The sequence below is a fragment of the Geminicoccus sp. genome, assembly GCF_036263595.1.
Classification (GTDB): domain Bacteria; phylum Pseudomonadota; class Alphaproteobacteria; order Geminicoccales; family Geminicoccaceae; genus Geminicoccus.
Window position 1 is genome coordinate 24,228 of sequence record NZ_DATAGQ010000045.1, and the last position, 26,856, is coordinate 51,083.

Consider the following 26,856-nt stretch of genomic DNA (forward strand, 5'->3'; position numbering starts at 1 on the left):
AATTGAAGAGAGACGCCGCTGGCCGTCAAGCAGCCAGGATGCGGGTCAGGGCGTCCTCGAACAGCTTTTCTACAGCTTCTCCCTTGTAGGCCGGCACTTCCGACTGGGCCAGCACGTCCTGCGGCGGATAGACCTGCGGATCGGTCCGCTCCTCCTCCGGCAGCAGCTCGACGGCGGCGGCGTTCGGGATCGCGTACTGGATCTCCTCCGCGATGGCCGCATGGACCTCGGGCGTCAGGATGAAATTGATGAAGGCATGGGCGTTGCCCGGATGTGGGGCGCCCTTGGGAATGCACATGCAGTCGATGCCGAGCACAGTGCCTTCCTTCGGCACCGCGAAGGCCAGATCGTCGTCCTCGGCCATCACCTGGCGCATGTCCCCCATCCAGTCGACCGCCAGGTCCACCTCGCCGGACAGGAGCAGGTCCTGGCCCGTGTCGGGTGCGAAGATCTTCACCGTGCCCCGCTTCTTGACCGCGATGAGCAGTTCCTCGGCGGCCTTGATGTCGGCCGGATCCTCCGTGTTCAGCGACTTGCCCAGATATTTCAGGGCGCAGCGCACGATGTCCGTATCGTTCGGCAACGACACGCGACCCTGCGGGGCGCCCTCGCCGAACACCGCATCCCAGGACACTGGCGCCGTGGTCACGGCCGACTTGCGGTAGCCGATCACCAGCAGGCTGTAGGTATAGGGTGCGCCGTACTTGAGGCCCGGATCATAGCTCTGGTTGGCAAAGGCCGGCGCGATGTTCTTGAGGTTGGGGATCTGCGCGTGGTCCAGTTGCACCAGCATATCGGCCGCGATCATCCGCTCGACATAGTTGCTCGACGAGAAGATCACGTCATAGCCGGGATTGCCCTCGCGCAGCTTGCCGAACAGCTCGTCCGAGGAGGCGTAGAGATCGTAGCGGACCTCGATCCCGGTCGCGTCGGTGAACTCGGCGATCGTGTTCGAGCCGATATAGGTGTCCCAGTTGTAGACGTTCAGGCGCTTTTCTTCCTGCGCATGAGCCAGTCGCGATAGCGGCAGGACGCCCGCTGCCGCAAAGGTGCCGGCCAGCATGGTACGGCGGCGGAGTGGGCGCATCACGATCTCCCTCAAGGTTCGGCAAAGCCCGTCACGGCCTCTTGAGACCGGACGATAGCGCTCGTTTGATGACGGCTCAAATGTGAACGGCTCCGAAAGGGGGCCGTTGCATCGGGAACCGCCGGCGTTGCTCAGGCCGCCAGCACCCGTGTCATCGCCTTCTCGTAGAGGGTTTCGACCTCCTCGCCCTTGTAGGTGGCGTACTCGCAGCGGGCCAAGGTCTCCTCCGGCGGATAGATGCCGGCATCCTCCCGGTCGGTTTCCGGGATGAAGGCCATTGCCGCCTCGTTCGGGCAGCCATAGCCGACCTCGGTGGCGATCGCGCCGTGCACCTCGGCCGTCAGGATGTAATTGATGAAGGCATGCGCATTGTCCGGGTGCGGCGCGCCCTTCGGAATGCAGAGATTGTCCGTCCAGAGCAGGCTGCCCTCGACCGGAATGACGTAGGCCAGTTCCGGGTCCTCGGTCGCCACCTGCTTGATATCGCCTGACCATTCCAGGCAGGCATCCACTTCTCCTGCCATGAGCAGGTCCTGTCCGGTGTCGGGCGCGAAGGTCTTGATGCCCTGCTTGATCTTGATCAGGTAGTCGGCCGCAGCGTCGATCTCAGCCGGGTTCTTCGTGTCGAGCGAGGCTCCGATCACCTTCAATGCCATGCGCAGCGAATCGACATCCGCCAGCAGCGAGAAACGGCCCTTGACCGCCTCGTTCTCCGTCATGTCGCGCCATGAGCTCGGCACGGCCGAAAAGATGCTGGTCCGGTAGCCGATGCCCTGGGTGCCCCAGAAATATGGCGCGGCCCATTTCAGGCCCGGATTGTAGGGCGTGTCGGCGAACGCGGTCGCAATGTTCTTCAGGTTGGGGATCTTCGCGTGGTCGAGCGGGATCAGCATGTCGGCGACCGCCATGCGCTCGACGATGTTGTTGGACGGCACGATCACGTCGTAGCCCGGATTTCCCTCACGCAGCTTGCCGAACAGCTCGTCGGCGCTGGCGAACAAGTCGTAGCGGACCTTGATGCCCGTCGAGTCCGTGAAGTCCGCGAGGGTCGTGGAGCCGATATAGGTGTCCCAGTTGTAAACATTGACCTCCGGTTCTTCCTGAGCCGAGGCCAAGCGACCGAACGGTGCGACAGCCGCCATGGTGATGGTCGCCCCGAGGAGGTGACGGCGCGACAGGAAGGGCATCGGAAGGGGTGAGGGGCGTCGTGCCACGCAGACGGTCTCCTTCTTGGGGCCTGTATCGTGCCGAGACGGTCGCCACCGCCTTCCTGCCTGTCAACAATTCCCTTCCGCATTGCAACAAGGGGGCCGGCTCCAGCCAGGGCAGGCTGTCTTCAGGCCTGCCCCGGTGCGGCGGCGAGCTGATCGTTCAGCCTTGGGCGGTGCGATGATGGTCCAGGAAGAACCGGATCATTTCGCGCGAGGCATCCGGGCCGCGCGGATCGGTATAGGAACCTGTCGAACTTCCACCGAACCAGGCGTGACCGGCACCATGCACGGTCCACTGTTCCAGCATCACCCGGCCGCGCGGATCGGCATAGGATGCACGGCTGTAGTCGTGCCCGCCGTCGACCTGGTCCTTCTCGCCGACCCGGGCGTAGTGCTGCCCGGCAGAGGCTTGTTCGATGATCTGCACCGCGTTGCGGGGATGCACGGTACCGTCCTGCGAGCCGTGGAACACGATGGTCGGCACGACGCGCCCCGTCCGGGGCGGGAAGCTGGCCGCACCCTGCCGCATGGCCGCGAAGGCCGACGGCATGTCCTGGGCGGCGCCGTAGGCGAGGCCTGAATGCACGCCGACCGCGGCGAACAGCTCGGGATGAAGGCTGGCGAGATTGAGCGCCGCTGCGCCACCCGCCGAGAGCCCGCCGATATAGACGCGGTCCGGATCGACCGGCTGGTCCCGCATGATCTGGCGCACGATGCCCACGATCAGGGAAGGCTCGCCCTGCTCGGCTGCGAGGTGCGCCCGCTCGAACCAGTTCCAGCACCCGTTCGGGTTTGCCGACTTGGGCTGCGCCGGATAGGCCACGAGGAAGCCCCGTTCTTCGGCCAGCGCGTTCATCCGCGTCCCCGCGGCGAAGTCATCCGGGTTCTGGGTGCAGCCATGCAGCATCACGACCAGCGGGAGCGAGCCGCCACGGGCGCTGGCCGGCACATACAGCTTGTAGGTGCGGCTGCCGAACGGGTTCGCGAAGCTGCGCTCGACGAAGGTGGCGCCATCCGGGACCGCGACGGCCGGCTCAGCCGGCATGCGCCCCTTGAACAGTCCCTGCAGGCCCGAGGGGAGATGCTGCTTCAGGCTCTGCAGGTCGAAAACCTGCGCAGGCGGTACGTTCACCTGGACGGACGGGGCAGGTCCGCCACCCTGGCGCAGCAGCGCGGTGGCTTCGTTCAGCCGGCCGGACCGGATCAGGCGAAGCGCATCGGAGATGTTAGGCAGGATCTTGGCGGACATCGGATATGGTTCTTTCGTCAAAGTGCGGGCAGGCTGTTCAATGGATCCGGTCGGCGAGGGCAGCCTTGACCTCCGGGCTGGCCGAAAGAGTGCCGAGCACCACCACCGAAGCGATGGCGGCGCTGGCGAGTTCCGGGCCGACATCGGGCGCGATGCTGGCCAGGCCCAGGACATGGATGTGCAGCTTGGTACCAGCGTCGACAGCCGCCTGCAGTTCGGCGCGGGTATAGTGGCGAAGGCCCAGATCCAGCCCCTGGCGGGTGACCGACTTTTGCAGCACCTCGCTGTGGCGCTGGAGCTGGTTGCGGATGGCGGTACGGATGAAGTCGGTGCGGTTGGAATAGAAGCCCTCCTGCACCATCAGGTCGACCTGACCCAGGTCCACGTGACCGAGGTTGATCGTGATCTTCTCGCTGTCGCCCTGCTTGGACCGCTGCTCCTGCGCTTTGCCTGCCATCTTCTCCATCCACATACCATCCCGCTGGATGGTAAATTGGTTGCCGCTGTCCGTATTCAAGGGCACCCGCACGATTCCGCTCGCTCCGTTCAGGAAGCGCCAGCTACGCAACCGGCGGCGCCAGCGGAGAGTAGAGGTTGGAGATCTGGATCGGCGTGGCCGTGGCCTTTGCCGCGGGACTAGGGCTCGGCTTCCTCGTCGGCCGTGCCGATGGCAGCCATGGGGCGGCACGCACGGCACGGGCGCTTCAGGACCTCGACGCCCGACGGGCCGACGAGACCGAGGCGCTCCTGGACCAGGTCAAGCTCGCCTTTGCCGAGCTGTCGCGGGAAGGCGAGAAGCGGGCGGCCGACGAGCTGGCGCGCGCGGTGCAGACCGCGTTCACGGTGGAGCGCACCCTGCAGGGGCACCGGGCGCAGGCCGAGCGAGCGGAGTTCGAGGCGCGCATCCAGAATGTGCTCGGGCAGGTCGAGCGGCTGGGCGAACTGATCCGGCGCATCGAGCGCGAGCGCGCCGAGAGCTTTTCCAGCCTGGGCGGGCGGGTGGAGCAGGCGTTCGCCCGGGCCGAGAAGCTGGCCGAGACGACGGCTTCGCTGCGCGACGCGCTGGTCCATGCCAGGGTGCGTGGCCAGTGGGGCGAGCGCATGGCCGAGGACCTGCTGCGCGCCATGGGCCTGGTCGAGAACCTGCACTGGGTGCGCCAGCGTCAGCTGCCGGACGGTTCACGGCCGGACATCACCGTGCTCCTGGGCGACGGCCGGGTGCTGCACATGGACGTCAAGTTCCCGTTCGAGAACTGGGCGAAGCTGGTGGAGGCGGGCGACGAGGAAACGCGGGGCAGGGCACGCGCCGCCTTCGTACGCGACGTGCGCGGCCGCATCGCCGAGGTGGCGCGGCATGAGTGGACGCGCCCCGAATTGGGTGCGCTGCCGCTGGCGCTCCTGTTCGTCCCGAACGAGCAGGTGTTCGCCGGGCTGGTCACCGCCGAGCCGCTGCTGGTGGACGAGGCGATCCGGCGGCAGGTCTGCCTGGTCGGGCCGGCCAGCCTGTTCGCGGTGCTGGCGGTGATCCGCCATGCCGCGGAGGAAAGGCGGCTCGCCGACGGGCTCAAGGACCTGCTGGATGCACTCCATGGGCTGGACGAGGGCTGGCGGGCCCACCTGCACCGGCTGGATCGCCTCGGGCGCCGGCTCGAGGACGCGCTGAAGGACTGGCACGAGCTACGCGGCAGCCGGGTGCCGCAGCTCGAACGGCTCCTGCGCCAGGTCTCCGACCACGGGGCCGAGGCCGCGGCCGCCCGGCTGCCGGCTGGTCAGCCAGGCACAGACGTGGATGCGAGGAACAGTTCCTCCAGCCTTGATGGCGGCACGGCGGCCAGCACGTCCAGCGTCACGCCATCCTGACGCCGGATCACATGCGCCAAGCCGTTGCGCTGCGCGAAGTCGAGCACATCGGCGGATGCGGAGTTCATCCCGTCGACCGTGGGGAGGATCATCAGCTGCCCGTCATGCGGGCTCATGGCGAGCACGGCCGTGCGCTTGCTGGCACCCAGGTTCAACTCGCCGCCGCCCTGAATGGTCACTTCCTTGGGCAGGGCCAGGTCAATGGGCCGCCCCATCTGCGCCTGTAGCCAGGCCGGCACGTCCGCCGCCGGGACGAGCACCGGAGTCGAGAGGAACGGGTCGTCCTGGGACGGCTCTGTCAGCACAGCAGGAATCGGCATGGCCTGCGGCTCGGACGGTCGCGGCGGATCTGCGGCTTCCGGCCCGCGGGATCCTTTGAGGTCTTCGAGCCTGGCGCCCAGTCCCTCGGCCCCCTCGAAGGATGGCCGGATCAGGAGCCAGGACCCGGTGCCGACGCTGGCCAGGACCAGGCACATCAGCGCCACGATCGGCCAGCGTTGTTCCCGTGCCGGCGCTTCTGGACGCGCCACGGTACTGGGTCGGCCGGCTTTTGGTGGCGGGAGCAGGAGCGCGCTGGACAGGGATGACATGGAGGGCCGCGGCGGCTTGGGCGGCATGGTGTCGCCGGACGCGGCCACGCTCGGCAGGCCGACCAGGTCGAGTTCGAGCCCCGTCCATAGGCGCTGGGTCCGGGACATCGAGCGGAAGCGCTGGTGCAGGTCCATCTCGAACTGCCGCAGCTGCTCGACCCGAGCACGACAGTGCGGACAGGTCATCACGTGCCGGCGCAAGACGAGCCACTGCGCCCGGCGCAGCCGCCCTTCAAGATAGGCCTCGAGGTACCGTTCGAGGCTGACGCAGTCCATGGCTGCCCCCAGACCAACCGGCGCGACGGATGGTCACCAAGGCCGTCGCGGCCGAGGATGATCGGCCAGTTCCGGCGCCATGTCCACCCACCGCCGTCATCGATCGGTAGAAGACACGGACATTCGGGTGCGCCGGCCGGTATCACCCGATCCGTCGACAACATCCGATCCACGGCCAGGGTTGCCAAGCGCTGTCGATGCTCTGAACATGCCGCGTCACCGATCGCGCGTGCCGGTCGGGGGCCTCTCGCACAAAGGGGACCGACCGCGCTTGATGGCGCATGTCGGCAAGGCGGGAGGCCAAAACGAATGAGTACGGAACGCAGCACGCGCAACCTTGCGCTCGTCGGTCCGAACGGTGTCGGCAAGTCCACGCTGCTTGAGAGCATGCTGTTTGTCTCGGGCGCTCTCCCGCGCAAGGGCCGTGTGGCCGACGGCACTACCGTGGCCGACCATACGCCCGAGGCGCGGGCGCGCCGGATGAGCACGGAGCCGACCTGCGCGACATTCACGGCCAACGGCACCAAGCTCACGGTGATCGACTGCCCCGGCTCAGTCGAGTTCATCCACGATACGCGTGCGATCCTGGCCGGCGTGGACGCGGCGGTCGTGGTCGTGGAGCCGATCGTGGAGCGGATGGTGGCGGTGGCGCCGCTGCTGCATCTTCTGGACGAGATCCATCTCCCGCATCTCGTCTACGTCAACAAGATGGACCGGTCGGAAGTCAGGTGGCGCGACCTGCTGACCGGCCTGCGCACGGTCAGCCAGCGCCCCGTCATCCCGCACCTATATGCGATCGGCCGGGGCGAGGACTTGGTCGGCTATGTGGACCTGGTGGACGAGACCGCTTGGCACTTCAATGCCGGGGCGGCCGCCGACGAGATGTCGATGCCCGAGGAATATCGCGAGCGCGAGGCGCAGGCGCGCCAGGAGATGCTCGAGGCGCTGGCCGACCTCGACGACGAACTGCTGGAGCAGTTGCTCGACGACAAGCCGATCGACCCCTCCACGGTGCTGCGCGACTTGGCCCAGGGCCTGTCCTCGGACCGGGTCGTCCCGGTTCTTCTGGGGGTGGCCGAGCGCGACATGGGCGTCCGCCGCCTGCTGCGCGCCATCGTCGAGGAGGCTCCCTCGCCGCGGACCACCACGTCGCGGCTGGGCATCGCCGCCGAGGGCCCGCCGCTCGTGCAGGTCCTGAAGACCTATCACGTGCCTCATGCCGGCAAGCTTAGCCTGGCCAGGGTCTGGCGCGGGCCGCTGCGCGACGGCGCGCAGATCGACAACGCGCGGGTGTCTGGCCTGTTCGAGGTCACCGGTGCGAAGACCGAGCCGGTCGCCGAGGTGCCCTCCGGCGCCATTGTCGGCCTCGGGCGGATGGACAGCGTCCATACCGGCGACATCCTGGGCGCATCGGACGGCGACGCCCAGCACCTGATCGCGATGACCCCGCCCCAGCCCATGTACGCCTTCGCGCTGCACGCCAAGGACCGCAACGACGAGGTGAAGCTCTCGGCAGCGTTCCAGAAGCTGTCCGACGAGGATCCGGCGGTCCGGCTGGATATGGACCCGGAGACCCGGCAGACGGTCCTGTGGGGCCAGGGCGAGATGCATCTGCGCGTGGCCCTCGACCGGCTGCGGCAGAAGTACCGGCTGGAGCTGGAAACCCATCTGCCACGCACCCCCTATCGGGAAACGATCCGCAAGGGCGCCCAGGCCCATGGCCGCCATAAGAAACAAACGGGCGGCCACGGCCAGTTCGCCGACGTGAAGATCGAGATCCAGCCCCGTCCGCGCGGGCAGGGCTTCGCGTTCGCCAACAAGATCGTGGGTGGTGCGGTGCCCAAGCAGTTCATTCCTGCGGTAGAGGACGGCGCGCGCGAGGCGCTGGTGAAGGGGCCGCTGGGCTTCCCGGTGGTGGACGTCGCGGTCACGCTGCATGACGGCCAGTTCCACTCGGTCGACAGTTCGGAACTGGCATTCAAGCTGGCGACCGGGCAGGCGCTGAAGGAGGGGCTGCCGAACTGCCAGCCCGTGCTGCTGGAGCCTATCCTCACGATCAGCATGTCCGTGCCGTCGGACTACACGTCCAAGGCGCTGGCCCTGATCTCCGGCAAGCGCGGGCAGGTCCTCGGCTACGAGGCCAAGGCCGACTGGCCGGGCTGGGACGAGATCAGCGCCAACCTGCCGCAGGCAGAAAGCCACGACCTGGTTCTGCAGCTGCGCTCGATGACCCAGGGCGTCGGGTTCTTCACCTGGCGCGTGGACCATCTGGACGAGGTGCCCGAGCGGCTGATCAGGGACATCGCCGCGCAGGCGACCAGCGCCGCCCCCTAGCCTCCCGCCATCGCACAGGCTCGGCATTTGCCGTCCGGCATGTCATGATGAAGCCGTGAAACAGCGCGCCCACCATGTCCTGCCGGGCCTCGTCGCACGTCTCCTGTGCGCCGCCCTGCTGCTCCAGCTGCTGATCCCGGCCGGCATGTTGCCGGCGCGGGCAGGGCTGGCCGGCGCCGACGGCACTGTCCTGCCGGCCGTGTTCTGTGGCGAGGCAGCCGGCCGCGAACGGGGGCAGCCGGACGGACGGCAGGCCGCGCACGCCGCCGATCACTGCGTGCTATGCCGCCTGCCCGGTGCCGACAGTCTTGGCACGGGTGCCGTTGCCGTCCTGACCCTGCCGGATCGATGCCTAGCCGCGCGCCCGGAGCGCCCCGGCTTGCGTGCCTCCATGGCGGCTGGCCGGTCCGTCCGCTCCTTTGCCGCCCGCGCACCTCCCTTCCTTCCCGTCCATCGAAGCTGACACGATCGACCGGAAGAACGAGGATCTGACGATATGGCGAACGCATGGATGCGCACCCTGCTGCTGGGCAGCCTGCTCGGCGTCGGCACAGCGCTAGGTGCTGCGGCGCATGAATACAAATTGGGTGAACTGGAAATCGGCCATCCCTGGACGCGGGCGACGATGAAGGGCCAGCCGTCTGCGGCTGCCTACCTCACCGTCACCAACCACGGCACGGCGCCGGACCGGCTCGTCGCCGTCGCCAGCCCGGTGGCGCGGGCCGCCGAACTGCACAGCATGAGCATGGACAACGGGATCATGAAGATGCGCGCCTTGCCCGAAGGGCTCGAGATCCCGCCCGGTGGCACGGTCGACCTCGCACCCGGCGGGCTGCACATCATGCTGGTGGGACCCAGCCAGACGCTGGCCGAGGGGAGCCGGGTGCCGCTCAGCCTGACCTTCGAGAAGGCCGGCACGGTCGAGGTGGAGCTCGACGTCGAGAAGGCCGGTGCCAAGCCCGCTGCCCCTGCGGCGTCGCACGACCATCACGGCGGAGGCAGCTGACCATGAAGCCATGGATGAGCGCAGCCTTTGCCGGCGTGCTGGCACTGGTCGTGGTCGGGATCGTCGGATGGCAGATCGGCTGGCTGGACCGGCCGGCCCCGGAGCGGCCGCCCATTCCGGGCGTCATCCGCGAGGCCCCGGTGGGCGGGCCCTTTACCCTGGTCGCGCATGACGGGCGGACCGTCACGGAGAAGGACCTGCAGGGCAAGCTGACGCTGATGTTCTTCGGGTACCGGTTCTGCCCCGATTTCTGCCCGACCGAACTGCAGAAGTTCTCGGAGGTGCTGGAGCAGCTCGGCCCGGATGCCGAGCGGGTCCAGGCCTGGTTCGTGTCGGTGGATCCCGCCCGGGACAAGCCGGCGGACCTGGCCGAGTACGTGGCCCTGTTCGACCCGCGGATCGTGGGCCTGTCCGGTTCCGACGAGCAGGTCGCCGGTGCCGCCAAGGCCTGGCGGGTCTACTATGCCAAGGCGGAGCGCGAAGACAGTGCCGACTACCTGATGGACCACAGCACCTACAGCTACCTGATGGGCCCCGAGGGCGAGAACCTCGCCGTATTCAGTTACGAAGCCGATCCCGCCACGATGCTGGCCGTCGTCAAGGAAGCGCTGGAACAGGGATGACGGTAGGCTTCCCGGTAACATAAAGATTATCTTCCTATCATTAGGATATCATGCTAGTCATGCCCGGCTGCCACCGGAGGAGTCATGACTGCCATCGACGTCTGCTTCGCCACCAATCGCGACCTGCTCGGCTCGTCCGGCGGCTCCGCCCGTTTCGGTGGGCGGTTCAATGCCGATGGACCGCACGTGTTCCGGGTCGGCTGCGCCGAGATGATCCCGGACGGGGAGGGATGCTACCGCCCCGGGGTCGTCCGGCTGGCGCCCGAGCGACTGGATGGGGACGTTCCGACGCCCCTGTTCGGCAGCGAGCAGGTGTTCGCCAGGCTGAAGGCGCGCATGCAGGCCGAACAGGCCGACCTTCTCGTGCTGCTGCACGGTTTCGCCACCGACTTCGAGGTCTCGCTGGCACGGGCGGCCGAACTCGCGCAGCGCTGGAGCAGCGGTGGCCGGCCCATGCCGGTCTTCGTGTTCTCCTGGCCATCCGACGGCGTGGCGGTTCCCCGCGGCCGCTACGGGATGGATCGCGCCGACGCGGCTTCGTCGGGGCTGGCCATGGCCCGCGCGCTGGCAGCGCTCCTCGACTTCCTCGCCAAGGTGCGCAGCGGCCGCAACGATTGCGGGCAGCGCGTCCACCTGGTCGCCCACAGCATGGGCAACTGGGCGCTGCGCCATGCCGTGCAGGGCCTGCGCACGATCCTGGACTGCGAGCGTCTGCCCCGGATCTTCGCCAACGTGTTCCTGATGGCGGCGGACGAGGACGACGACGCGCTCAACGTCGAGTACAAGCTGGCCCCGCTCGACCGGCTGGCGAGCGCCATCCACGTGTACTACGCGAACTGCGACCGGGCCCTGGTCGTCTCGGACCTGACCAAGGGAAATCCGGATCGCCTCGGCAGTGCCGGGCCGCGCGATCGTGGCCGGCTGGGCGACCGGATCGTCTGCGTCGACTGCAGCGAGGTCGCCTGGACCGGGCTCTGCGACGGCAACCATCAGTACTGGCGATCGCGCGAGGAGGTGGTCCGCGACGCCCGTGCGGTCATCGCGGGCATGGCGGCCGATTCGATCGCGGGCCGGCGCTGGTCGCCGTCCGACCGCAGCTACCGGATCCTGCCGGAAACGCTTGCTCAGGCCGGCCGATGAGACCGGTTCGCCAGGCGGCGCAGGAAGGCGTGGAGGTCGTGGGGCAGGGCGGTAGCCAGCAGTCGCTGGGCGCCCGCCCGGGCCAGCCGTCCGGCCCAGAGCGGCCACGCTGCGCTGGCCGGCAATCCGTGGCGCAGGGAAATGTCCCGCAGTTCCCGCGCTGCCAGGAGCCAGCGCCGGTCTGACGCCCCGCCCAGGCGATAATGGCCTTCGATCGTGGGATCGTACACGAACCTGGCGCCGGCCAGATGGGCACGCAGGCACCAGTCGTAATCCATCGCCACGCGCAGCGCGGTGTCGAATCCGCCGATCCTGTCGAACAGGTCCCGCCGCACCATCAGGGTCGGATGGTTCATCGCAGGAAACCGCCGGGCGATCTTTTCCGCATAGCCCGGGTCGCCCGCGATCCGATGGAGAGGCCGGCCCGCTCCGTCCTCGCAGACCAGGTCGCCGAACACGCCATCCGCCCCGGTCGAATCCAGGACGGCTGCCGCCCGCGCGATCTGGCCCGGGCTCAACCGGTCGTCGGCATTGACGAACATCACGTAAACGCCGCTCGCCCGGGCCACGCCCTTGTTGAAGGCATCCGAGATGCCGCCATCCGGCTCGCTCACCAGGACCGCCAGCCTCGGCTCCCAGCGCGCCAGGATTTCCAGCGTGCCGTCGGTCGATGCGCCGTCGATCACGATGTGCTCGATCGCGCGCCCACGCTGTGTCGCAACCGACCGAAGCGCCGCCTCGATGGTCGGGGCGGCATTGCGGCAGGCGGTGATCACGGAAACGACGGGCAACGCGACACTCTCACAGTTCCGAGGGCTTCTTCACGAACGCCGACCCGACCAGCCAAGGCAATGTGAACGAAGCTGCCAGGACCAGCAGCATCGGGAGCATTTCCTTTGGGCCGAGCGTGAGCCCGTTGCGGACCAGGTTCATGTACATGAAGTAGCAGGTGACGATTCCGATGACCCCGCCGGTCAGTGTCAGGATCAGTCGCATCCTTCGCCAGAACAGGTAGCGTCGATAAGCGCTGCGATATCGGGCCGCCATGTTCGATCCCCATGATTCTTCACGAGAATCGCTGTGCTAGAGATGATGCTGCAGTGCAGCAAGGCTGCAAACTGTCCCACCATGCCGTCTTGCTCACCAGGTGCCGACGTTCTCGGCCGATTTCCAGGGCTCCGCCGGCTCCTTGGCCCCGCCCTTCTGCAGGATCTCGATCGAGATCCCGTCGGGCGACTTCACGAAGGCCATGCGGCCATCGCGCGGCGGCCGGTTGATGGTGACGCCATTGTCCTGCAGGTGCTTGCAGTAGGCGTAGATGTCGTCGACCTCATAGGCGAGATGGCCGAAGTTACGCCCGCCCGTGTACTCCTCCGGGTCCCAGTTGTAGGTCAGCTCGATCGGGCTTTCCGGGGTCTCGGGTGCTGCCAGGAAGACCAGCGTGTAGCGGCCCTTCTCGTTCTCGTGGCGACGGACCTCCTTCAGCCCCATCAGGTCGCGGTAGAAATGGAGAGACTTTTCCAGGTCGGTCACGCGGACCATCGTGTGCAGATAGCGCAAGCTCGTCTCCCTCGTTCCGTTCGGACAGAGATGTGGTACCGTTGCCGGCCAGGTTCCAGGAGACCTCGCTACCATGACAGCGTGACCGGATTGCGCCTATCGTCGGGCCACGGCCACAAGGACGGGCCGTGCGGCTAGGCGGGGAGCGACCGATCGTGCTGAGCTTCTCTGACGATTTCCCTGCACCCGATCCGTCCCTGTGGCGCTCCCTGGTGGAGAAGGGGCTGCGGGGCGCCGCCTTCGAGGAGCGGCTGGTCGGCCGCACCGAGGATGGCATCCGCATTCCGCCCTTGTACCTTCGCGCGGACGAGCTGCCGGACGCTGGCCTGCCCGGACGTTTTCCGTTCATCCGGGGAGGTGCGGCTTCACGGCCGCAATGGGACATCCGCTCCTTGTGCCGCCTGCCCGATCCCGTCGCCGCCAACCGGGCGATCCTGGCGGACCTGGCCGGCGGCGCCACCTCCATCCTGCTCGATGGCACCGCGCTGCGCCCGGCCGACCTGGCCTTGGCCCTCGATGGGGTCATGCTCGACCTGGCGCCGGTCTATCTCCGCGAACCGGCCGGCGACGTTCCAGCCGGCGTGATTGCCCTCCTCGACCCGATCGAGGCATGGGCGGCGGGCAGGGAAGCGGCACCGGCCGTGCAAGGCTTCACGCCGACCGCGCGTATCGCCGTCAACGGCACCGTCTTCGACGATGGGGGGGCGAGCGACGCCGAGGAGATCGGCCTGACCATCGCCGCGGTCATCGACCTGGCCCGCCAGATGGAAGATGGCGGGACGTCGGCGGAAGCAGCGCTGGGGGCCATGCTGCTCCAGGCCAGCACCGGCGTCGACTTCTTCGCCGGCATCGCCAAGCTGCGCGCGCTGCGCCGGCTGTGGTCGCGCGTGGTCGAGGTGGCGGGGGTGGAGAGGCCACCCCTGGTCCATGCCGTCAGCTCGGCGCGGATGCTGACCCGCTACGATCGCTGGACCAACCTGCTGCGCAACACCATCGCCTGTGCCGCGGCGGCGATGGGCGGGGCCGATGCGATTACCGTCCTGCCACACGACCATGCGTGCGGACTGCCCGACGCCTTTGCCGCCCGCTTGGCCCGCAACATCCAGAACGTGCTGCAGGAGGAGAGCGGCCTCGGGCTCGTGACCGATCCGCTGGGCGGCAGCTGGTATGTCGAGCAGCTCACCGAGCAGCTGGCCGGTGTGGCCTGGGCAATCGTCCAGCGGATCGAGATGGCGGGCGGATTCCGGGAGGCCTGCGAGGTGGGCCTGGTGGCGGAGATCCTGCAGGCGCGCCAGGAGGCCCGCAGCCGCCTCGTCGGCACGCGTGCCTGCCCGATCATCGGCGTGAGCCAGTTTCCGGATCCCGGCGAGACGAAGATCCCGCCCCGATCCGATACGGCTAGACGACGATTGCCGCGGTGGCGCGACGCCGAGCCGTTCGAGGCGCTGCGCGACCGATCGCTGGCCAAGGGTGCAGTACCTGTCTTCGTGTTGCTGGTGGGGCCGGCGGCGCGCCACGCCGCCCGGCTGGGATTTGCCACAAACCTGTTCGCGATTGCCGGCCTGCATTGCGTCATCGCCGACGCGGTCAACGCCTTTCCGCAGACCGGTGCCAGGCTGGCGGTCATCGCTGGGGCGGACGAGGACTACGCCGACCGGGCCGTGAGCCTTGCCGAAGGCCTTCGGCATGTGGGGGCGGAGGATGTGCACCTTCTCGGCAAGCCTAGTCCGCTCGAGGGAGCGCTGCGAGAGGCAGGCGTGTCCAGGTTCGTGGTCCAGGGCCAGGACATGGCCGGCTACCTGTCCGACATCGTGGAGCGCCTGACATGAGCCGCCTGCCCAACTTCGCCACGATCGACCTGGGACAGCGCAGGGCCGAGGCCGGCACGTCGGCGCACCCGTCCGCCGTCGAGACGCCGGAAGGCATCGCCCTGCGCTCGGTCTACACCAGCGCCGACCGCGCCGGCATCGATACGCTGGACAGCCTGCCCGGCCTCCCGCCGTTCCTGCGCGGCCCCTATCCCACCATGTACGTCCAGTCGCCCTGGACGATCCGCCAGTATGCCGGCTTCTCCACCGCCGAGGCCAGCAACGCCTTCTACCGCCGCAACCTCGCGGCCGGGCAGAAGGGCCTCTCCATCGCCTTCGACCTCGCCACCCATCGCGGCTACGACAGCGACCATCCGCGTGTGATGGGCGATGTCGGCATGGCCGGCGTGGCGATCGATTCGATCCTCGACATGCGCCAGCTGTTCGCGGGCATCCCGCTGGACGAGATGAGCGTGTCGATGACCATGAACGGCGCCGTCCTGCCGATCCTGGCGCTGTTCGTCGTGGCCGCCGAGGAGCAGGGCGTCCCGCCGGAAAAGCTCACCGGCACCATCCAGAACGACATCCTCAAGGAGTTCATGGTCCGCAACACCTACATCTTCCCGCCGAGGCAGAGCATGCGGGTGATCTCGGACATCTTCGCGTTCACCGCGGCGCACATGCCGAAGTTCAACTCGATCAGCATTTCCGGCTACCACATGCAGGAGGCCGGAGCGACCGCCGACTTGGAACTGGCCTACACCCTTGCCGACGGCGTCGAATACGTGCGGGCAGGACGTGCCGCCGGCCTCGATGTGGACGCTTTCGCGCCACGGCTGTCGTTCTTCTGGGCGGTCGGCATGAACACCTACATGGAGATCGCCAAGCTGCGCGCGGCGCGAGCACTGTGGGCCAAGCTCATGAAGCCGTTCGACCCGCAGGACCCGCGCTCGCTCAGCCTGCGCACCCACTGCCAGACCAGCGGATGGTCGCTCACCGCGCAGGACGTCTTCAACAACGTCACCCGCACGATGATCGAGGCAATGGCCGCGACCCAGGGCCATACCCAGTCGCTGCACACCAACTCGCTCGACGAAGCGCTGGCCCTGCCCACCGACTTCTCGGCCAGGATCGCCCGCAACACCCAGATCGTGCTGCAGCAGGAGAGCGGCACGACCCGCCCGGCCGACCCCTGGGGCGGCTCGTACTTCATGGAGCGACTGACCCGGGACCTGGCGGAGCGTGCCTGGATCCATATCGAGGAGGTCGAGGCCAGCGGCGGCATGGCCAGGGCGATCGAGCAGGGCATCCCCAAGCTGCGCATTGAGGAGGCGGCCGCCCGCACCCAGGCGCGGATCGATTCCGGCCAGCAAACCGTGGTCGGCGTGAACAAGTACCAGGTGGACGGGGACGAGCAGATCGACGTGCTCAAGGTCGACAACAGCGCGGTGCGCGCAGCGCAACTCGACAAGCTGCGCCGGCTCAAGACGGAGCGCGACTCCGCCAGGGTCGAATCCGCCCTCGCTTCCCTTTCCGACATGGCGTCGAGCGGTCAGGGCAATCTCCTGGCCGGTTCGATCGACGCCGCGCGGGCCGGCGCAACCGTCGGCGAGATGACGGCAGCGCTGGAGAAGGTTTGGGGCCGCCACGTCGCCGAGATCCGGTCGATCACCGGCGTGTATGGCAAGGAGACCGGTTCGGTGCCGAAGGTGGCCGACGTGCGCGCGGCGGTGGAGAAATTCGCGGAGAACGAGGGAAGGCAACCGCGCATCCTGATCTGCAAGATGGGTCAGGACGGCCACGACCGCGGCCAGAAGGTGATCGCATCGAGCTTCGCCGACCTGGGCTTCGACGTCGACATCGGCCCGCTCTTCCAGATGCCCTCGGAGGCCGCCCAGCAGGCCGTGGACAATGACGTCCACATTGTGGGCGTCTCCAGCCTCGCGGCCGGCCACCTGACGCTGGTCCCGGAGCTCAAGACAGAGCTGGCCGCCCGCGGGCGGGACGACATCCTGGTCGTGGTCGGCGGCGTGATCCCGCCGCAGGACTACAACGCCCTCTACGCCGCTGGTGCTGCCGCCATCTTCCCGCCCGGCACGGTCATCGCGGATGCCGCCGGCAAGCTCCTGGACAGGCTCAACGCGCAGCTGGATTACACCGGGAGCTGAGCGTCAGGCGCGTCCGGTCCGGGGAATGCATCGGCCGCAAGACGCACGGCATGCTCGCGGATGTCCTGCGGCCAGTCCTGGATCGCCTGCCCGAACCGGGCCTCGTCGCCCGCATAGATGGCGCGGGCGGCCGCCTCGTAGCCTGGAAGGTCCCCGGCCAGCGTCACCATGAAACGGTCGGTGGCTTCCCTGGCGAGCCGCATCCGATCCGCATCGGCATTGGCAGCGCGAGCCGCATCCACCAGCTTGCGCAGAGCGACCGAGGCGCCGCCCGGCTGGCTGGCCAGCCAGTCCCAATGGCGGGGCAAGAGGGTGACTTCGCGCGCCACCACGCCGAGCTTCGGGCGGCCAGGCCCGCGCGGCGCAGCATCCTTCTTGTTCTCCAGCCGGGCCAGGACATCGTCGCTGCTGCCGCGCATGTCGAGATCGACGATCCGTCCGCTGGCATCCTCGAAGACGAACACCGCCACCCGGTCGTCGTGATCGATCACATCCTTCGCCGCCAGCGCCGCCTCTGCCAGCGAACCCGACGCAAGGCGCTTGGAGCCGGCGAAGGCGGAATATCTGCCGGTCAACCCGGTCATGACCTTTCCCCCACACGATGCTGGAGCAAATATACCCGGATAGAAATGCACCGTCAATTGTGCCCGGGTAAAACGCGTCCCTGGCCTGATGAGGTCAGGAGCGGGTCGGACGATGCCGGAGTTTCGCGCCGGTGCTGCACTGCATGCGCAGAGGACACTGGGGGCAGCGCATCTCGTTGGCCCGGCAAAGCGTCTGCCCCAGCCGCTTCAGCAGGTCGTGGAACTCGCTCAGCTCCGCAGCGGTCCAGCCCGGGGTCGCGTCCGACACGGCCCGATAAGCTGCCCGGCTGCTGCTGGTGAGCCCGAACACGCCGTAGCGCCCGAGCACGCGATGCACATGCGTATCGACGACGAAGACCGGAAGCTGCAGCGTGCTCGTGTTCAGCGTCGCCGACGCCACCTCCAGCCCGACCCCTGGCAGCCGCTCGAGCCATGCCAGGGCCCGCTCGACCGGCCAGCCGCGAAGAAAATCCAGGTCGAATGATCCGAGATCCCGATGGATCTGGCGCAGGACGACCGGCAGGTTCCTGGCTTTGGCCTCGGGAAACGTCACTTCGCTGATGACCGGCTCGATCGCCTCCGGCAACGCCTCCATCAGTTCAGGCCAGTCCGGGAACGTCTCGCGCAGCCGGTCGAACGCGGCCTCGGAGAGGCGGTCCAGGGTGCGCGTGCTGATCAGCGACTTGACCAGCTGGCTGAGCGGATCGCGCTGGTCAGGCAGGGGCAGGGGGCCGAACGCCCGATCGAGCAGATCACGGACCTGCCTGAGGTCATCGGATGCGCCAAGGTCGAACGAGATCTGCATCTGCTGGAGGAAAGAACAGGTCACGGAGGCTGTAAACCCGCCTCCGTACCTGTCAGACAGACGTCAGGCCAGCGCCTTTGCCAGCCCCAGCAGCACCTCGTCCGATCCGCGCCAGCCGATCAGCGACAGACCGACCGGGATCCCCCGGTAGTTGCCGAGCGGCAGGTTGACCTGCGGCAGGCCGGTGAGCCCGGCAATGCAGGTCAGCTCGATGATCCGCCCGACCGCGGTGGTGAGCTGCGTGAAGCTTTCGTTCCTGAGCGGCGGCAGGATCGGCGTGGTCGGCAGGCACAGCACCTTGTCCGCCCCGAGCAGCCCCTCCAGCCGCGCCCGCGCCTTCGCCCGGAACGCCTTCGGCCCCTCCAACTCATCCTCGGTCAGCAGGCTCGCCAGCGTCAGGCTGCGCCCGACCTCGATCGAGAACCGCGGCACCACCCGCTCGACCCAGGGCCGGAAGGTCTTGCCGAACTCGCCCATCTGCAGCTTGCGCTGGTTCTCCCACCACGCCGGCAGGTCACCTTCACCCAGCTCGACCTCGCGGCGCTGGCCGGACGCCCCAGACAACCGTTCGACCACGGTGGCCAGCGCCGACTGCACCTCCGGCACGGCGATCCCGAAGCAGTCGGTGGCAATCAGCAATTCGGCCGGCCGCACCTCCGACGCCTTGGCCTGCAGCAGGACCTCGCCGACCCTCACAAAGGTCTCGGCATCCGCTGCTAACCAGCCGCACGTGTCGAACGTGGGCGACTGCGTGTCCATGCCCTCGACCGGGATCCGCCCATGGGTGGGCCTGAGCCCATAGAGCCCACAGAAGCTGGCTGGCGTGCGCACCGACCCGCCCGAATCGGTGCCGAGCGCCGTATCCACCAGCCCGCCGGCCACTGCAGCGGCCGAGCCGCTCGACGAGCCGCCGGGCACGCGGTCGGGCGCCTTGGGATTGATCGGCGTCCCGTAGAACTGATTGCGTCCGATCAGCCCCAGCGAGATCTCGTCCGTGATCGTCTTGCCGACCAGCGTCGCCCCTGCGTCCAGCAGCGCCTGCACCGCCCAGGCGTGCCTGCGGGCCGGCGGATGAGTGCGCTCCCAGTCGGGATTGCCGCCGCCCGTCCGGTAGCCGGCCACCGCGAACAGGTCCTTGGCCGCGAACGACAGGCCCGCAAGCGGGCCTGTCCTCGCACCTTGGACAACGCAATCGACATGCGGCACGAACGCGCCGAGTTCGTCCTTCATGCCCTCGTCTCAGGCCTTCTTGATCGTGCGGAAGTCGATGTGCTGGTGGAACCAGTAGACGTAGTTCTCGACGTTCTTCTGCATCGCTACATCGCCGAACAGCTGGGCCAGCGGGATGCGCGGCACGTCGGCCATGACGATCCCGACCATGTTGGTCAGCGCCGTCCTGTAGGTCGCGTCGTCGGTGGCGAAGCGGGCGATCTCGATCTGCTCGTCCAGCTTCGGGTTCACGTAGTTGCAGGTGTTGAAGACCGAGTTGTTGCCACCGTGATAGGTCCAGAAGAAGTGATACTCGGGATAATCGAGCCACGGATAGAACTCGGCGATCACGAAGGGCATCTTCTTGGACGCCATGTTGGCGAACCAGTTGGCGCCCGGCACCTTCTCGATCGTGACCTTCACGCCGATCTTGGCCAGCGACTCCTGGACCAGGATCGCGATCGGCTCGCGGGTGGTGGCCTGGCTCAGGTCGAAGGACAAGGTCGTCTCGAAGCCGTCGGGCATGCCCGCCTCGGCCAGCAGGGCCTTGGCCTTCTCCAGGTCGGTCGTGAACTTGGACGGCGTCGGCCAGGTCGGCGGGAAACTGGTCATCGCCGGATCGGCACCGAACATCGGCACGCCGCGGTTGTAGAGCGCGCCGTCCATGATCTGCTGGTAGGGGATCGCATAGGCGATCGCCTCGCGGACCTTGACGTTGTCGAACGGCTTCATCTGCACGTTCATGTCGATGAACAGCAGGTCGCCCTGCACCGGCGTGCCGACCACCTTGACCTCGCCGGCCTTGGCCAGCTCCGAGTAGTCCTTGGGCGGCAGGCCCACGGAGATGTCGACGTCGCCCTTCTCGAGCAGGGCGCGCCGCGTACCGGGCGAGGCGATCTGCCGGACGATGACGCGCTTGAGTTCCGGCAGCGGCCCCGACTTCCACTCGTCGAACCGGGTCAGCACCAGCTGGTCGCCGGGCTTCCAGCTCTGCACCTTGAAGCCGCCGCCGCCGGCATCGTTGCGCTGGGTCCACTCCAGGCCCCACGGATCGGCATCGGTCGTGTGCTGCTCGACAAGCTTCTTGTTGACGATGCAGGGCACCGGCACCGCGCAGTCCGGCAGGCTCAGCTTGTTCGCCTTCTCGAAGGTGATCTTGAACGTGTACTCGTCCACCACCGAGAACTGGTCCGGGCTGGTGAGCGAGCCCGCCGCCATCTGGATTGTCGGGAAGCCGCCGGCCGCCACCGCGCGGTCGAACGAGTACTTCACGTCCTCCGCGGTGACCGGGTTGCCGTCGTGGAAGGTCGCATCCTTGCGCAGGTGGAAGATCAGGGTCTTGCCCTCGTCCAGGATCTCCCAGCTCTCCGCCAACTCGGGCGTGAACACCTTGGAGTCGTAGCCGGTCGCCCCATTCGGCATGGTCTTGGTGCCGTGGCTGACCAGCCGGTCATAGACCTGCCAGGCCACCATGCGCGCCTGGTCGTTTGCCGCCGGCAGCATCGTGTCCAGCGAGTTCGGGCCCATCTCGTTCACGACGATGAGCACGTCCTTGGGCGTGGCCGCCTCGGCCACCCTGAAGCCCATCGCTGCCAGGGCCGCGCCCCCACCCAGGAGGCCGAGCGTCGTTCTGCGATCCATATCGGTCATGCAAAGCTCTCCGGCAGTATGGTCAGTGAGGCAAACGATGCGGCGTGGCGCCCATCGTGAGCCCAAGCGCACGATGATAGGCGGCACCGAAACCAAGGATGCGGTTGTCCTGGAAGGACGGGGCGATGAACATCAGTCCCTGGGGCAGGCCGTCCGGCCGAAAGCCGTTCGGCACGGCGAGCGCACAGAACTCCATGAGGTTCACGAAGTTCGTGTAGGTTCCCATGATCGCGTTGCGCTCGATGTTCTTCTCGTTCAGCTGCGCGATCGTGAAGGTCGTGGGCGTGGTCGGCGTTACCATCACATCCACATCCTGGAACAACTTCATCGCGATCTTGCGGTAGCGTGCCAGGTTGTACTGGGCGACGAACACGTCAGCACCAGAGTACTTGGTCCCCCAGGACAGGATCTCGCGCGTGGCCGGATGGAACCGGTCACCACACTTTTCCCAGACCGGCTTCAGGTTGGCATAGCGCCGGGCAATGAAGGCATCCTCGTAGAGGAGCTTCGCTGCCGCGTGGAACGGCGCATAGTCGAACTCGACCGCCGTGCCGCCCATGCCTTCCAGGCGTTCGATGGCTGCGTCGAACAGGGCTTCAGCCGCCTCGTCCCCAAAGAACAGCCGGCTCGCCCTGGAGGGTACCGCAAAGCGGAACCGCGCCGGCATCGGCTCGATCTTGAGGTCGAAGCCCGCCGCTTCCGGCAGCGACAGCGGATCGTCCTCGACATGCTGGATCAGCTGCCGGATCGCATGGACATTGTCCTCGACGGTCAGCGTCAGGACCGTGTGGCTCGCCCCCATGCCTGCCGTCGAGATGCCGAGCGGCACCAGGCCGTTAGTCGGCTTCAGCCCCACCAGGTTCTGCAGCGCCGCCGGGACGCGTCCCGACCCCGCCGCATCGCCACCTAGCGCGAACGACACGAGTCCGGCGCTGACGACGACTCCGCCCCCGGATGTCGATCCGCCCGAGATGTAGTCCTTGTCGAACACGCAGGACGGGATCCCGTAGTCGGTGCGCACGCCGACCACGCCCATCCCGAACTGGTCCATGTTGTTCCGCCCGATCGCGATCGCGCCTTTGTCCAGCAGGCGCTGGACGATCGGATCGGTGGTGGCGGCCATGTACTCGCTGGCCCGGCAGGCATTGTTCGTGGGGTAGCCCGCGAGGTTGAAGTTCTCCTTGATGCCGAGGGGGAGGCCGAACAGCGGGTGCGTGTCCGGCGAGGCGCCGGACGCCTCCAGCGTTGCGGCGGCTGCCATTGCGTTCTCGCGCGGGATGACCAGCGTCCAGGCCGGGTCTGGCCCTCGTGCATGGATGCGCTCGTAGACGGCACTCACCACCGCCGATGGGGTGAGCGTGCCGGCACGGTAGGCGGCATGGAGCGTGCGGAAGTCCAGGCTTCCGTTCTCGGGCGACCAGTTCATCGGCTCAGAGGCCCAGCTCGGCCAGGAGCGGCGGCCATGCGTCCTTCCAGGGCTTGGCCTGCTCGAACGCGGCCGATGCCTTCAGCACCATCGGGTCGTCCAGGTGCCGCCCGATGATCTGCAGGCCGACCGGCAGCTTGTCCTTGGTGAAGCCCGCCGGGATCGAGGCCGCCGGCTGGCCGGTCAGGTTCAGGATGTAGGTGAAGGCCAGCCAGTCGCCGGTCGTCACCATCTTGCCCTCGATGATCTCCGGCCCCTGCATGTGCACCGGGAAGGGCGGCACGGCGAGCGTGGGGGTGAGCAGCAGGTCGTAGCGCTGCATGAAGCGCCACATCTTGTTCACCACCATCTTGCGGACGGTCTTGGCGTCGGTGAACTCCGCCCCCGTCCACTCCTTGGTGATCAGCGCCAGGAGATGCGGCGAGACCTCCTTCTCGCGTCCCTTGATCATCTTGCGCATGCCGGAAAGGTCGCTTTCGGCCGCCACCAGCGTCCAGAAATAGGGGAAGGGGTCCTCCCAACCGGGATGGGCTTCCTCCACGACGCAGCCCATGTCCTCGAAGACTTTCACGGCCTCCCCGACCACGCGCCGCACCTCCGGATCGACCGGCGCATACCCCCAGTCCGGGCTGTAGGCGACGCGCAGTCCCTTGAGCGAGGTGGGCTTGGCCACCTCGTTCCAGTCGAAGTCGGGCTTAGGCAGGGAATAGCGGTCGCGCATGTCCGGCCCCGACGCGATCACGCTCAGCATCAGCGCCGAATCGCCCACCGTCCGGCTCATCGGCCCGATATGTTCCAGCGACTCCCAGGAGGAGACGCCCGGGTAGCGCTCGTCGCGGCAGCCCGGATAGAGCGGCACCCGACCCATCGAGGCCTTCATGCCGTAGAGCCCGGAGTGGGCGGAGGGGATGCGGATCGATCCGCCGCCGTCCGAGCCGATCGCGAACGGCGACACGCCGCAGGCGACCGACGCCCCCGACCCAGCCGAGGAGCCGCCCGGCGTCATCATCAGGTTCCAGGGATTGCGGGTCGTCTCGAAGACAGGGTTGTGGCCGACCCCGCTGTAGCCGAACTCCGGCACGTTGGTCTTGCCGAGGATGACGGCACCCGCCTCCTTCAGCCGCTCGACCACGATGTCGTCCTCGTCCGGCACGAAGTCCTCGTAGAACTTCGAGCCCATGACGGTGCGGATGCCCTTGGTCGCTACCAGGTCCTTGATGCCGATCGGCACACCAGCCAGGACGCCCGGGTCCTCGCCCGCCGCAACCTTCCGGTCGACCTCGGCCGCCGCCGCCCGCGCCACGTCCGGTGTGGGCACGCAGTAGGCGTGGATATAGGGTTCGGTCGCCTCCATGCGCCGCAGCGCCGCTTCCGTCACCTCGGCAGCTGACAGCTCCTTGGCTCGGACCTTCTGCGCCAGCACGGTGGCCGGCAGGCGCGCGATCTCGTTATCGGTGGCTGAGGGCATGTTCTTGTTCACTTGCTTGGACATGGTCGACGAAGTGGCAGGCGGCCTCGTGGCGCCGGCCCGCGGGCTTCAGGAGGGGGGCCTGCTCGGTGCAGAGTGACGTGCCCATCGGGCAGCGGCCGTAGAACCGGCAGACCTTGGGGTCCGGGTCGATCGGGCTGCGGGGGCTCCCTTCCAGCCGCGGCGGATGCTTGCCGCGATGGGTCGGGTCGGGGATCGCCGCCAGGAGTGCCCGCGTGTAGGGATGCTTCGGCGCGCGGAAGAGCTCGTCCGACGGTGCCGTCTCGATCGCCTTGCCGAGATACATGACCACCACCCGCTCGCAGAGCAGGCGGACGACGTTCAAATCGTGCGACACGAACAGGTAGCTCATGCCGAGCCGGTCGCGCAGGTCGGCCAAAAGGCGCAGGATCACCGCCTGCACCGACACGTCCAGCGCCGAGGTCGGCTCGTCCAGGATCAGGAGCGACGGCTCCACCGCGATCGCCCGCGCGATCCCGACCCGCGCCCGCTGCCCGCCCGAGAGCTGGTGCGGATAGCGCCCGACCAGTTCCTGCGGCAGGCCCACGAGATCGACCGCCTTTCTGACCCGCTCTTCCAGCTCCGCCCGGCTCTTCGGCTTCAGCAACAGGCGGATCGGGTCCGCGATCGCCTCGAACACCTTGAAGTGCGGGTTCAGGCTCTCGGTGGGATCCTGGAACACGACCTGGATGCGCGCCCGCTCCGGCGCCTTCACGAACTTGCCGAGCGGAATGGCGCCGATGTCCTTGCCGTCGAAGTGGATCGTCCCGCCGCTGGGATCGGTCAGCCGCGCCAGGAGCCGCGCCAAGGTCGACTTCCCACAGCCGGACTCACCGACGAGGCCAACGCTCTCGCCCTTGTTCAGGACGAGGTCCACGCCATCGACGGCATGCAGCGTCCCGCGCTTCTTGCCCTCCCCGGTCGGATAGAACTTCTGCAGGCCTTTGACGTCGAGGAGCGGGCTCATGCGGGTCGCCAGCAGCGGACGAGGTGGTCACCGGCAAGCTCGGCGAACGGCAGCGGCTCGGCGTCGCACACCTCCGCCCGCCGCTCGCAGCGGTCGCGAAAACGGCAGAACGGCAGATCCGAGCGCCTGAGATCGGGCAGCCCGCCCGGGATGGAGGCAAGCTGCGAGATCTCGTCGGCCGCCGCCGGCGTCGCCGCGATCAGCTTGGCACTATAGGGATGCGCCGCCTTTGCCAGCAGCACCTCGGTCGGCGCGTCCTCCACCGTGTGTCCGGCATGCATGACCACGATCCGGTCGCAGTATTCACCGGCCAGCCCCAGGTCGTGGGTGATCAGCAGCGCCCCCATCCTGGTCTCGTCGACCATCTCGCGGATGAGATCCATCACGACCGCCTGCGTGGTGACGTCCAGCCCTGTGGTCGGCTCGTCCGCGATCAGCAGCATGGGCTCGCAGGCCAGCGCCATCGCGATCATGACGCGCTGGCACATCCCGCCCGAGAGCTCGAACGGATAGGCATCGTAGCGCCGCTCGGCATCGGGGATGCGCACGCGCGCCAGCGCCTCGATCGCCTTCTTCTTCGCGTCGCGCTTCGCGACCGGCCCATGGCGCAGCAGCACGTCCTCGATCTGCCGGCCGACCTTGCGGATCGGGTTCAGCGCGGTGCGCGGGCTCTGGAAGATCATCGAGATCTCCCGCCCCCGCATCGCCTTCATCGCTGCGCCATTGTTCGCGAGCAGGTCCGCCCCGGCGAAATGGACACTGCCGCCGCCGATGGCAGCCGTGCTCTCCAGCAGGCCCATGATCGCGAACGCGCTGACCGACTTGCCCGACCCGCTCTCGCCCACGATCCCCAGGATCTCGCCCTTGTCGATGTGGAACGACACGTCCTGCAGCGCCTTCACCCGGCCGTCGCGCGTGCGGAAGTCCAGCGACAGCCGCTCGACCCTGAGCAGAGGCTCCCTCATGTCCTCCTCCTGGGATCGATCATGTCGCGCAGCCCGTCGCCCAGGAGGTTGAAGCAGAACACCGCCAGCACGAGCGCCATGCCCGGGAAGAAGAAGGTCCACCACTCGCCGGAGAAGATGTAGCTGGCTCCCTCCGACACCATGATGCCCCACTCGGCCTCGGGCGGCCGCACGCCCAGACCGATGAAGGAGAGCCCCGCCGCGTTCAGGATCGCCCAGCCCATGTTGAGCGAGGCCTGCACCATCATGGGCGGCAGGATGTTCGGCACGATGTGCCTGGTCAGGATGCGGACGGAGCCGTTGCCGCCCATCCGCGCCGCCTCGACGTAAGGCGCGTCCCGACGGACGTTCACCTCCGCCCGGGCGTAGCGGCCGTAGAAGGGCAGGTTGATGATCACCGTCGCGATGATGATGTTGACCACGCTGTTGCCCAGCGCCGCCACGATCCCCATCGCCAGCACGAACAGCGGGAAGGCCATGATCGTATCGAACACCCGGCCGATCAGCTGGTCGACGAACCCGCCGCGATAGCCGGCGATGGCCCCCAGCGCCGTGCCCAGGCAGAACGAGATCGCGACCGCCGTGACCGCCATGCCGAGGTCGAGCCTGGCCGCCACGATCACCCGGCTGAAGATGTCCCGACCGAGCTGGTCGGTGCCGAACCAGTGCTCGGCGGACGGCGGCATCATCCGCGCGTTGGAATCGGTCATCAGCGGGTCGTAGGGCACCACCGACGGCCCGATCAGCGCGCAGATCACCAGGAAGGTGAAGATCACGAACGCCACCAGCGTCAGCGGGTTCTCCGTGAACGCGTGCCTGGTGTCCTTGGCGAAGGCGGCAAGCGTCATG

General features: G+C 67.8%; 25 protein-coding genes. 8 read left to right on the forward strand and 17 right to left on the reverse strand.

Translation table 11 applies throughout. The features are described from left to right. Positions 1–25: 25 nt before the first annotated feature. The 4 genes from VHL31_RS03640 to VHL31_RS03655 all read right to left on the reverse strand — a co-directional run bounded on the left by VHL31_RS03640 (position 26) and on the right by VHL31_RS03655 (position 4,013). Positions 26–1,087 (reverse strand): spermidine/putrescine ABC transporter substrate-binding protein, encoded by a 1,062-nt coding sequence (locus VHL31_RS03640; RefSeq protein ID WP_329659845.1) that lies wholly within the window; start codon positions 1,085–1,087, stop codon positions 26–28. A gap of 131 nt (positions 1,088–1,218) precedes the next feature. Then, positions 1,219–2,301, reverse strand: coding sequence for a spermidine/putrescine ABC transporter substrate-binding protein (locus VHL31_RS03645; RefSeq protein WP_329659846.1), 1,083 nt, complete (start codon positions 2,299–2,301; stop codon positions 1,219–1,221). A 157-nt stretch (positions 2,302–2,458) separates the two neighbouring features. Then, positions 2,459–3,547 carry a PHB depolymerase family esterase gene (locus tag VHL31_RS03650; protein ID WP_329659847.1) on the reverse strand — a complete coding sequence of 363 codons (1,089 nt, stop codon included), beginning with the start codon at positions 3,545–3,547 and terminating at the stop codon, positions 2,459–2,461. A 37-nt stretch (positions 3,548–3,584) separates the two neighbouring features. Then, entirely contained in the window at positions 3,585–4,013 is a 429-nt protein-coding gene (locus tag VHL31_RS03655) for a CopG family transcriptional regulator (protein ID WP_349262352.1), read from the reverse strand. 128 nt (positions 4,014–4,141) lie between these two features. On the opposite strand from VHL31_RS03655, the gene VHL31_RS03660 reads away from it, so the two are divergent. Continuing rightward, positions 4,142–5,407 carry a DNA recombination protein RmuC gene (locus VHL31_RS03660; protein ID WP_329659849.1) on the forward strand — a complete coding sequence of 422 codons (1,266 nt, stop codon included), beginning with the start codon at positions 4,142–4,144 and terminating at the stop codon, positions 5,405–5,407. Here the strand turns inward: VHL31_RS03660 and VHL31_RS03665 are convergent. Next, positions 5,317–6,273, reverse strand: coding sequence for a hypothetical protein (locus tag VHL31_RS03665; RefSeq protein WP_329659850.1), 957 nt, complete (start codon positions 6,271–6,273; stop codon positions 5,317–5,319). The two genes, VHL31_RS03660 and VHL31_RS03665, sit on opposite strands and share 91 nt — an antisense overlap. Before the next feature lie 309 nt (positions 6,274–6,582). On the opposite strand from VHL31_RS03665, the gene VHL31_RS03670 reads away from it, so the two are divergent. From VHL31_RS03670 to VHL31_RS03690, 5 genes are all read left to right on the forward strand, one after another. Further along, the gene (locus VHL31_RS03670) at positions 6,583–8,607 is read left to right on the forward strand and encodes an elongation factor G (protein WP_329659851.1); all 2,025 of its coding nucleotides are present in this window, start codon (positions 6,583–6,585) and stop codon (positions 8,605–8,607) included. Positions 8,608–8,662: 55 nt separating this feature from the next. Beyond that, a complete protein-coding gene (locus VHL31_RS03675) occupies positions 8,663–9,070 on the forward strand; it encodes a DUF2946 family protein (protein ID WP_329659852.1) in 408 nt (135 codons plus the stop codon). Between the two features lie 33 nt (positions 9,071–9,103). Next, a complete protein-coding gene (locus VHL31_RS03680; protein ID WP_329659853.1) occupies positions 9,104–9,613 on the forward strand; it encodes a copper chaperone PCu(A)C in 510 nt (169 codons plus the stop codon). A 2-nt stretch (positions 9,614–9,615) separates the two neighbouring features. Beyond that, entirely contained in the window at positions 9,616–10,236 is a 621-nt protein-coding gene (locus tag VHL31_RS03685; protein ID WP_329659854.1) for an SCO family protein, read from the forward strand. An 84-nt stretch (positions 10,237–10,320) separates the two neighbouring features. Then, positions 10,321–11,376: an alpha/beta fold hydrolase gene (locus VHL31_RS03690; RefSeq protein ID WP_329659855.1), complete on the forward strand. Its 1,056-nt coding sequence runs from the start codon at positions 10,321–10,323 to the stop codon at positions 11,374–11,376. On the opposite strand, the gene VHL31_RS03695 is transcribed toward VHL31_RS03690, so the two are convergent. The 3 genes from VHL31_RS03695 to VHL31_RS03705 form a co-directional block, all read right to left on the reverse strand. Then, entirely contained in the window at positions 11,361–12,167 is an 807-nt protein-coding gene (locus VHL31_RS03695; protein WP_329659856.1) for a glycosyltransferase family 2 protein, read from the reverse strand. The two genes, VHL31_RS03690 and VHL31_RS03695, sit on opposite strands and share 16 nt — an antisense overlap. 10 nt (positions 12,168–12,177) lie before the next feature. Then, positions 12,178–12,423 carry a hypothetical protein gene (locus VHL31_RS03700; protein ID WP_329659857.1) on the reverse strand — a complete coding sequence of 82 codons (246 nt, stop codon included), beginning with the start codon at positions 12,421–12,423 and terminating at the stop codon, positions 12,178–12,180. 93 nt (positions 12,424–12,516) lie between these two features. Next, entirely contained in the window at positions 12,517–12,936 is a 420-nt protein-coding gene (locus VHL31_RS03705) for a VOC family protein (protein ID WP_329659858.1), read from the reverse strand. A gap of 155 nt (positions 12,937–13,091) precedes the next feature. On the opposite strand from VHL31_RS03705, the gene VHL31_RS03710 reads away from it, so the two are divergent. Continuing rightward, the gene (locus VHL31_RS03710; RefSeq protein WP_329659859.1) at positions 13,092–14,765 is read left to right on the forward strand and encodes a methylmalonyl-CoA mutase family protein; all 1,674 of its coding nucleotides are present in this window, start codon (positions 13,092–13,094) and stop codon (positions 14,763–14,765) included. Beyond that, complete coding sequence (gene scpA / locus VHL31_RS03715; RefSeq protein ID WP_329659860.1) at positions 14,762–16,912, forward strand: methylmalonyl-CoA mutase; 2,151 nt, start codon at positions 14,762–14,764, stop codon at positions 16,910–16,912. The genes VHL31_RS03710 and scpA overlap by 4 nt, the downstream gene beginning before the upstream one ends. On the opposite strand, the gene VHL31_RS03720 is transcribed toward scpA, so the two are convergent. The 9 genes from VHL31_RS03720 to VHL31_RS03760 all read right to left on the reverse strand — a co-directional run bounded on the left by VHL31_RS03720 (position 16,897) and on the right by VHL31_RS03760 (position 26,855). Continuing rightward, entirely contained in the window at positions 16,897–17,496 is a 600-nt protein-coding gene (locus VHL31_RS03720; protein ID WP_329659861.1) for a DUF2239 family protein, read from the reverse strand. The genes scpA and VHL31_RS03720 overlap by 16 nt on opposite strands. Before the next feature lie 94 nt (positions 17,497–17,590). Then, on the reverse strand, positions 17,591–18,325 hold the full coding sequence (locus tag VHL31_RS03725; protein WP_329659862.1) for a hypothetical protein: 735 nt from the start codon (positions 18,323–18,325) through the stop codon (positions 17,591–17,593). Between the two features lie 39 nt (positions 18,326–18,364). Beyond that, positions 18,365–19,531, reverse strand: coding sequence for an amidase (locus VHL31_RS03730; RefSeq protein ID WP_329659863.1), 1,167 nt, complete (start codon positions 19,529–19,531; stop codon positions 18,365–18,367). A gap of 9 nt (positions 19,532–19,540) precedes the next feature. Beyond that, positions 19,541–21,160, reverse strand: a complete 1,620-nt coding sequence (locus VHL31_RS03735) for an ABC transporter substrate-binding protein (protein ID WP_329659864.1) — start codon at positions 21,158–21,160, stop codon at positions 19,541–19,543. 22 nt (positions 21,161–21,182) lie between these two features. Further along, a complete protein-coding gene (locus VHL31_RS03740; protein ID WP_329659865.1) occupies positions 21,183–22,586 on the reverse strand; it encodes an amidase family protein in 1,404 nt (467 codons plus the stop codon). A gap of 4 nt (positions 22,587–22,590) precedes the next feature. Next, positions 22,591–24,054, reverse strand: coding sequence for an amidase (locus VHL31_RS03745; protein ID WP_329659866.1), 1,464 nt, complete (start codon positions 24,052–24,054; stop codon positions 22,591–22,593). After that, positions 24,035–25,042: an ABC transporter ATP-binding protein gene (locus VHL31_RS03750; RefSeq protein ID WP_329659867.1), complete on the reverse strand. Its 1,008-nt coding sequence runs from the start codon at positions 25,040–25,042 to the stop codon at positions 24,035–24,037. Before VHL31_RS03750 ends, VHL31_RS03745 begins: the two co-directional genes overlap by 20 nt. Beyond that, entirely contained in the window at positions 25,039–26,007 is a 969-nt protein-coding gene (locus tag VHL31_RS03755; RefSeq protein WP_329659868.1) for an ABC transporter ATP-binding protein, read from the reverse strand. The genes VHL31_RS03750 and VHL31_RS03755 overlap by 4 nt, the downstream gene beginning before the upstream one ends. Then, positions 26,004–26,855 (reverse strand): ABC transporter permease, encoded by an 852-nt coding sequence (locus tag VHL31_RS03760; RefSeq protein ID WP_329659869.1) that lies wholly within the window; start codon positions 26,853–26,855, stop codon positions 26,004–26,006. Before VHL31_RS03760 ends, VHL31_RS03755 begins: the two co-directional genes overlap by 4 nt. Between the last annotated feature and the right edge of the window lies 1 nt (position 26,856).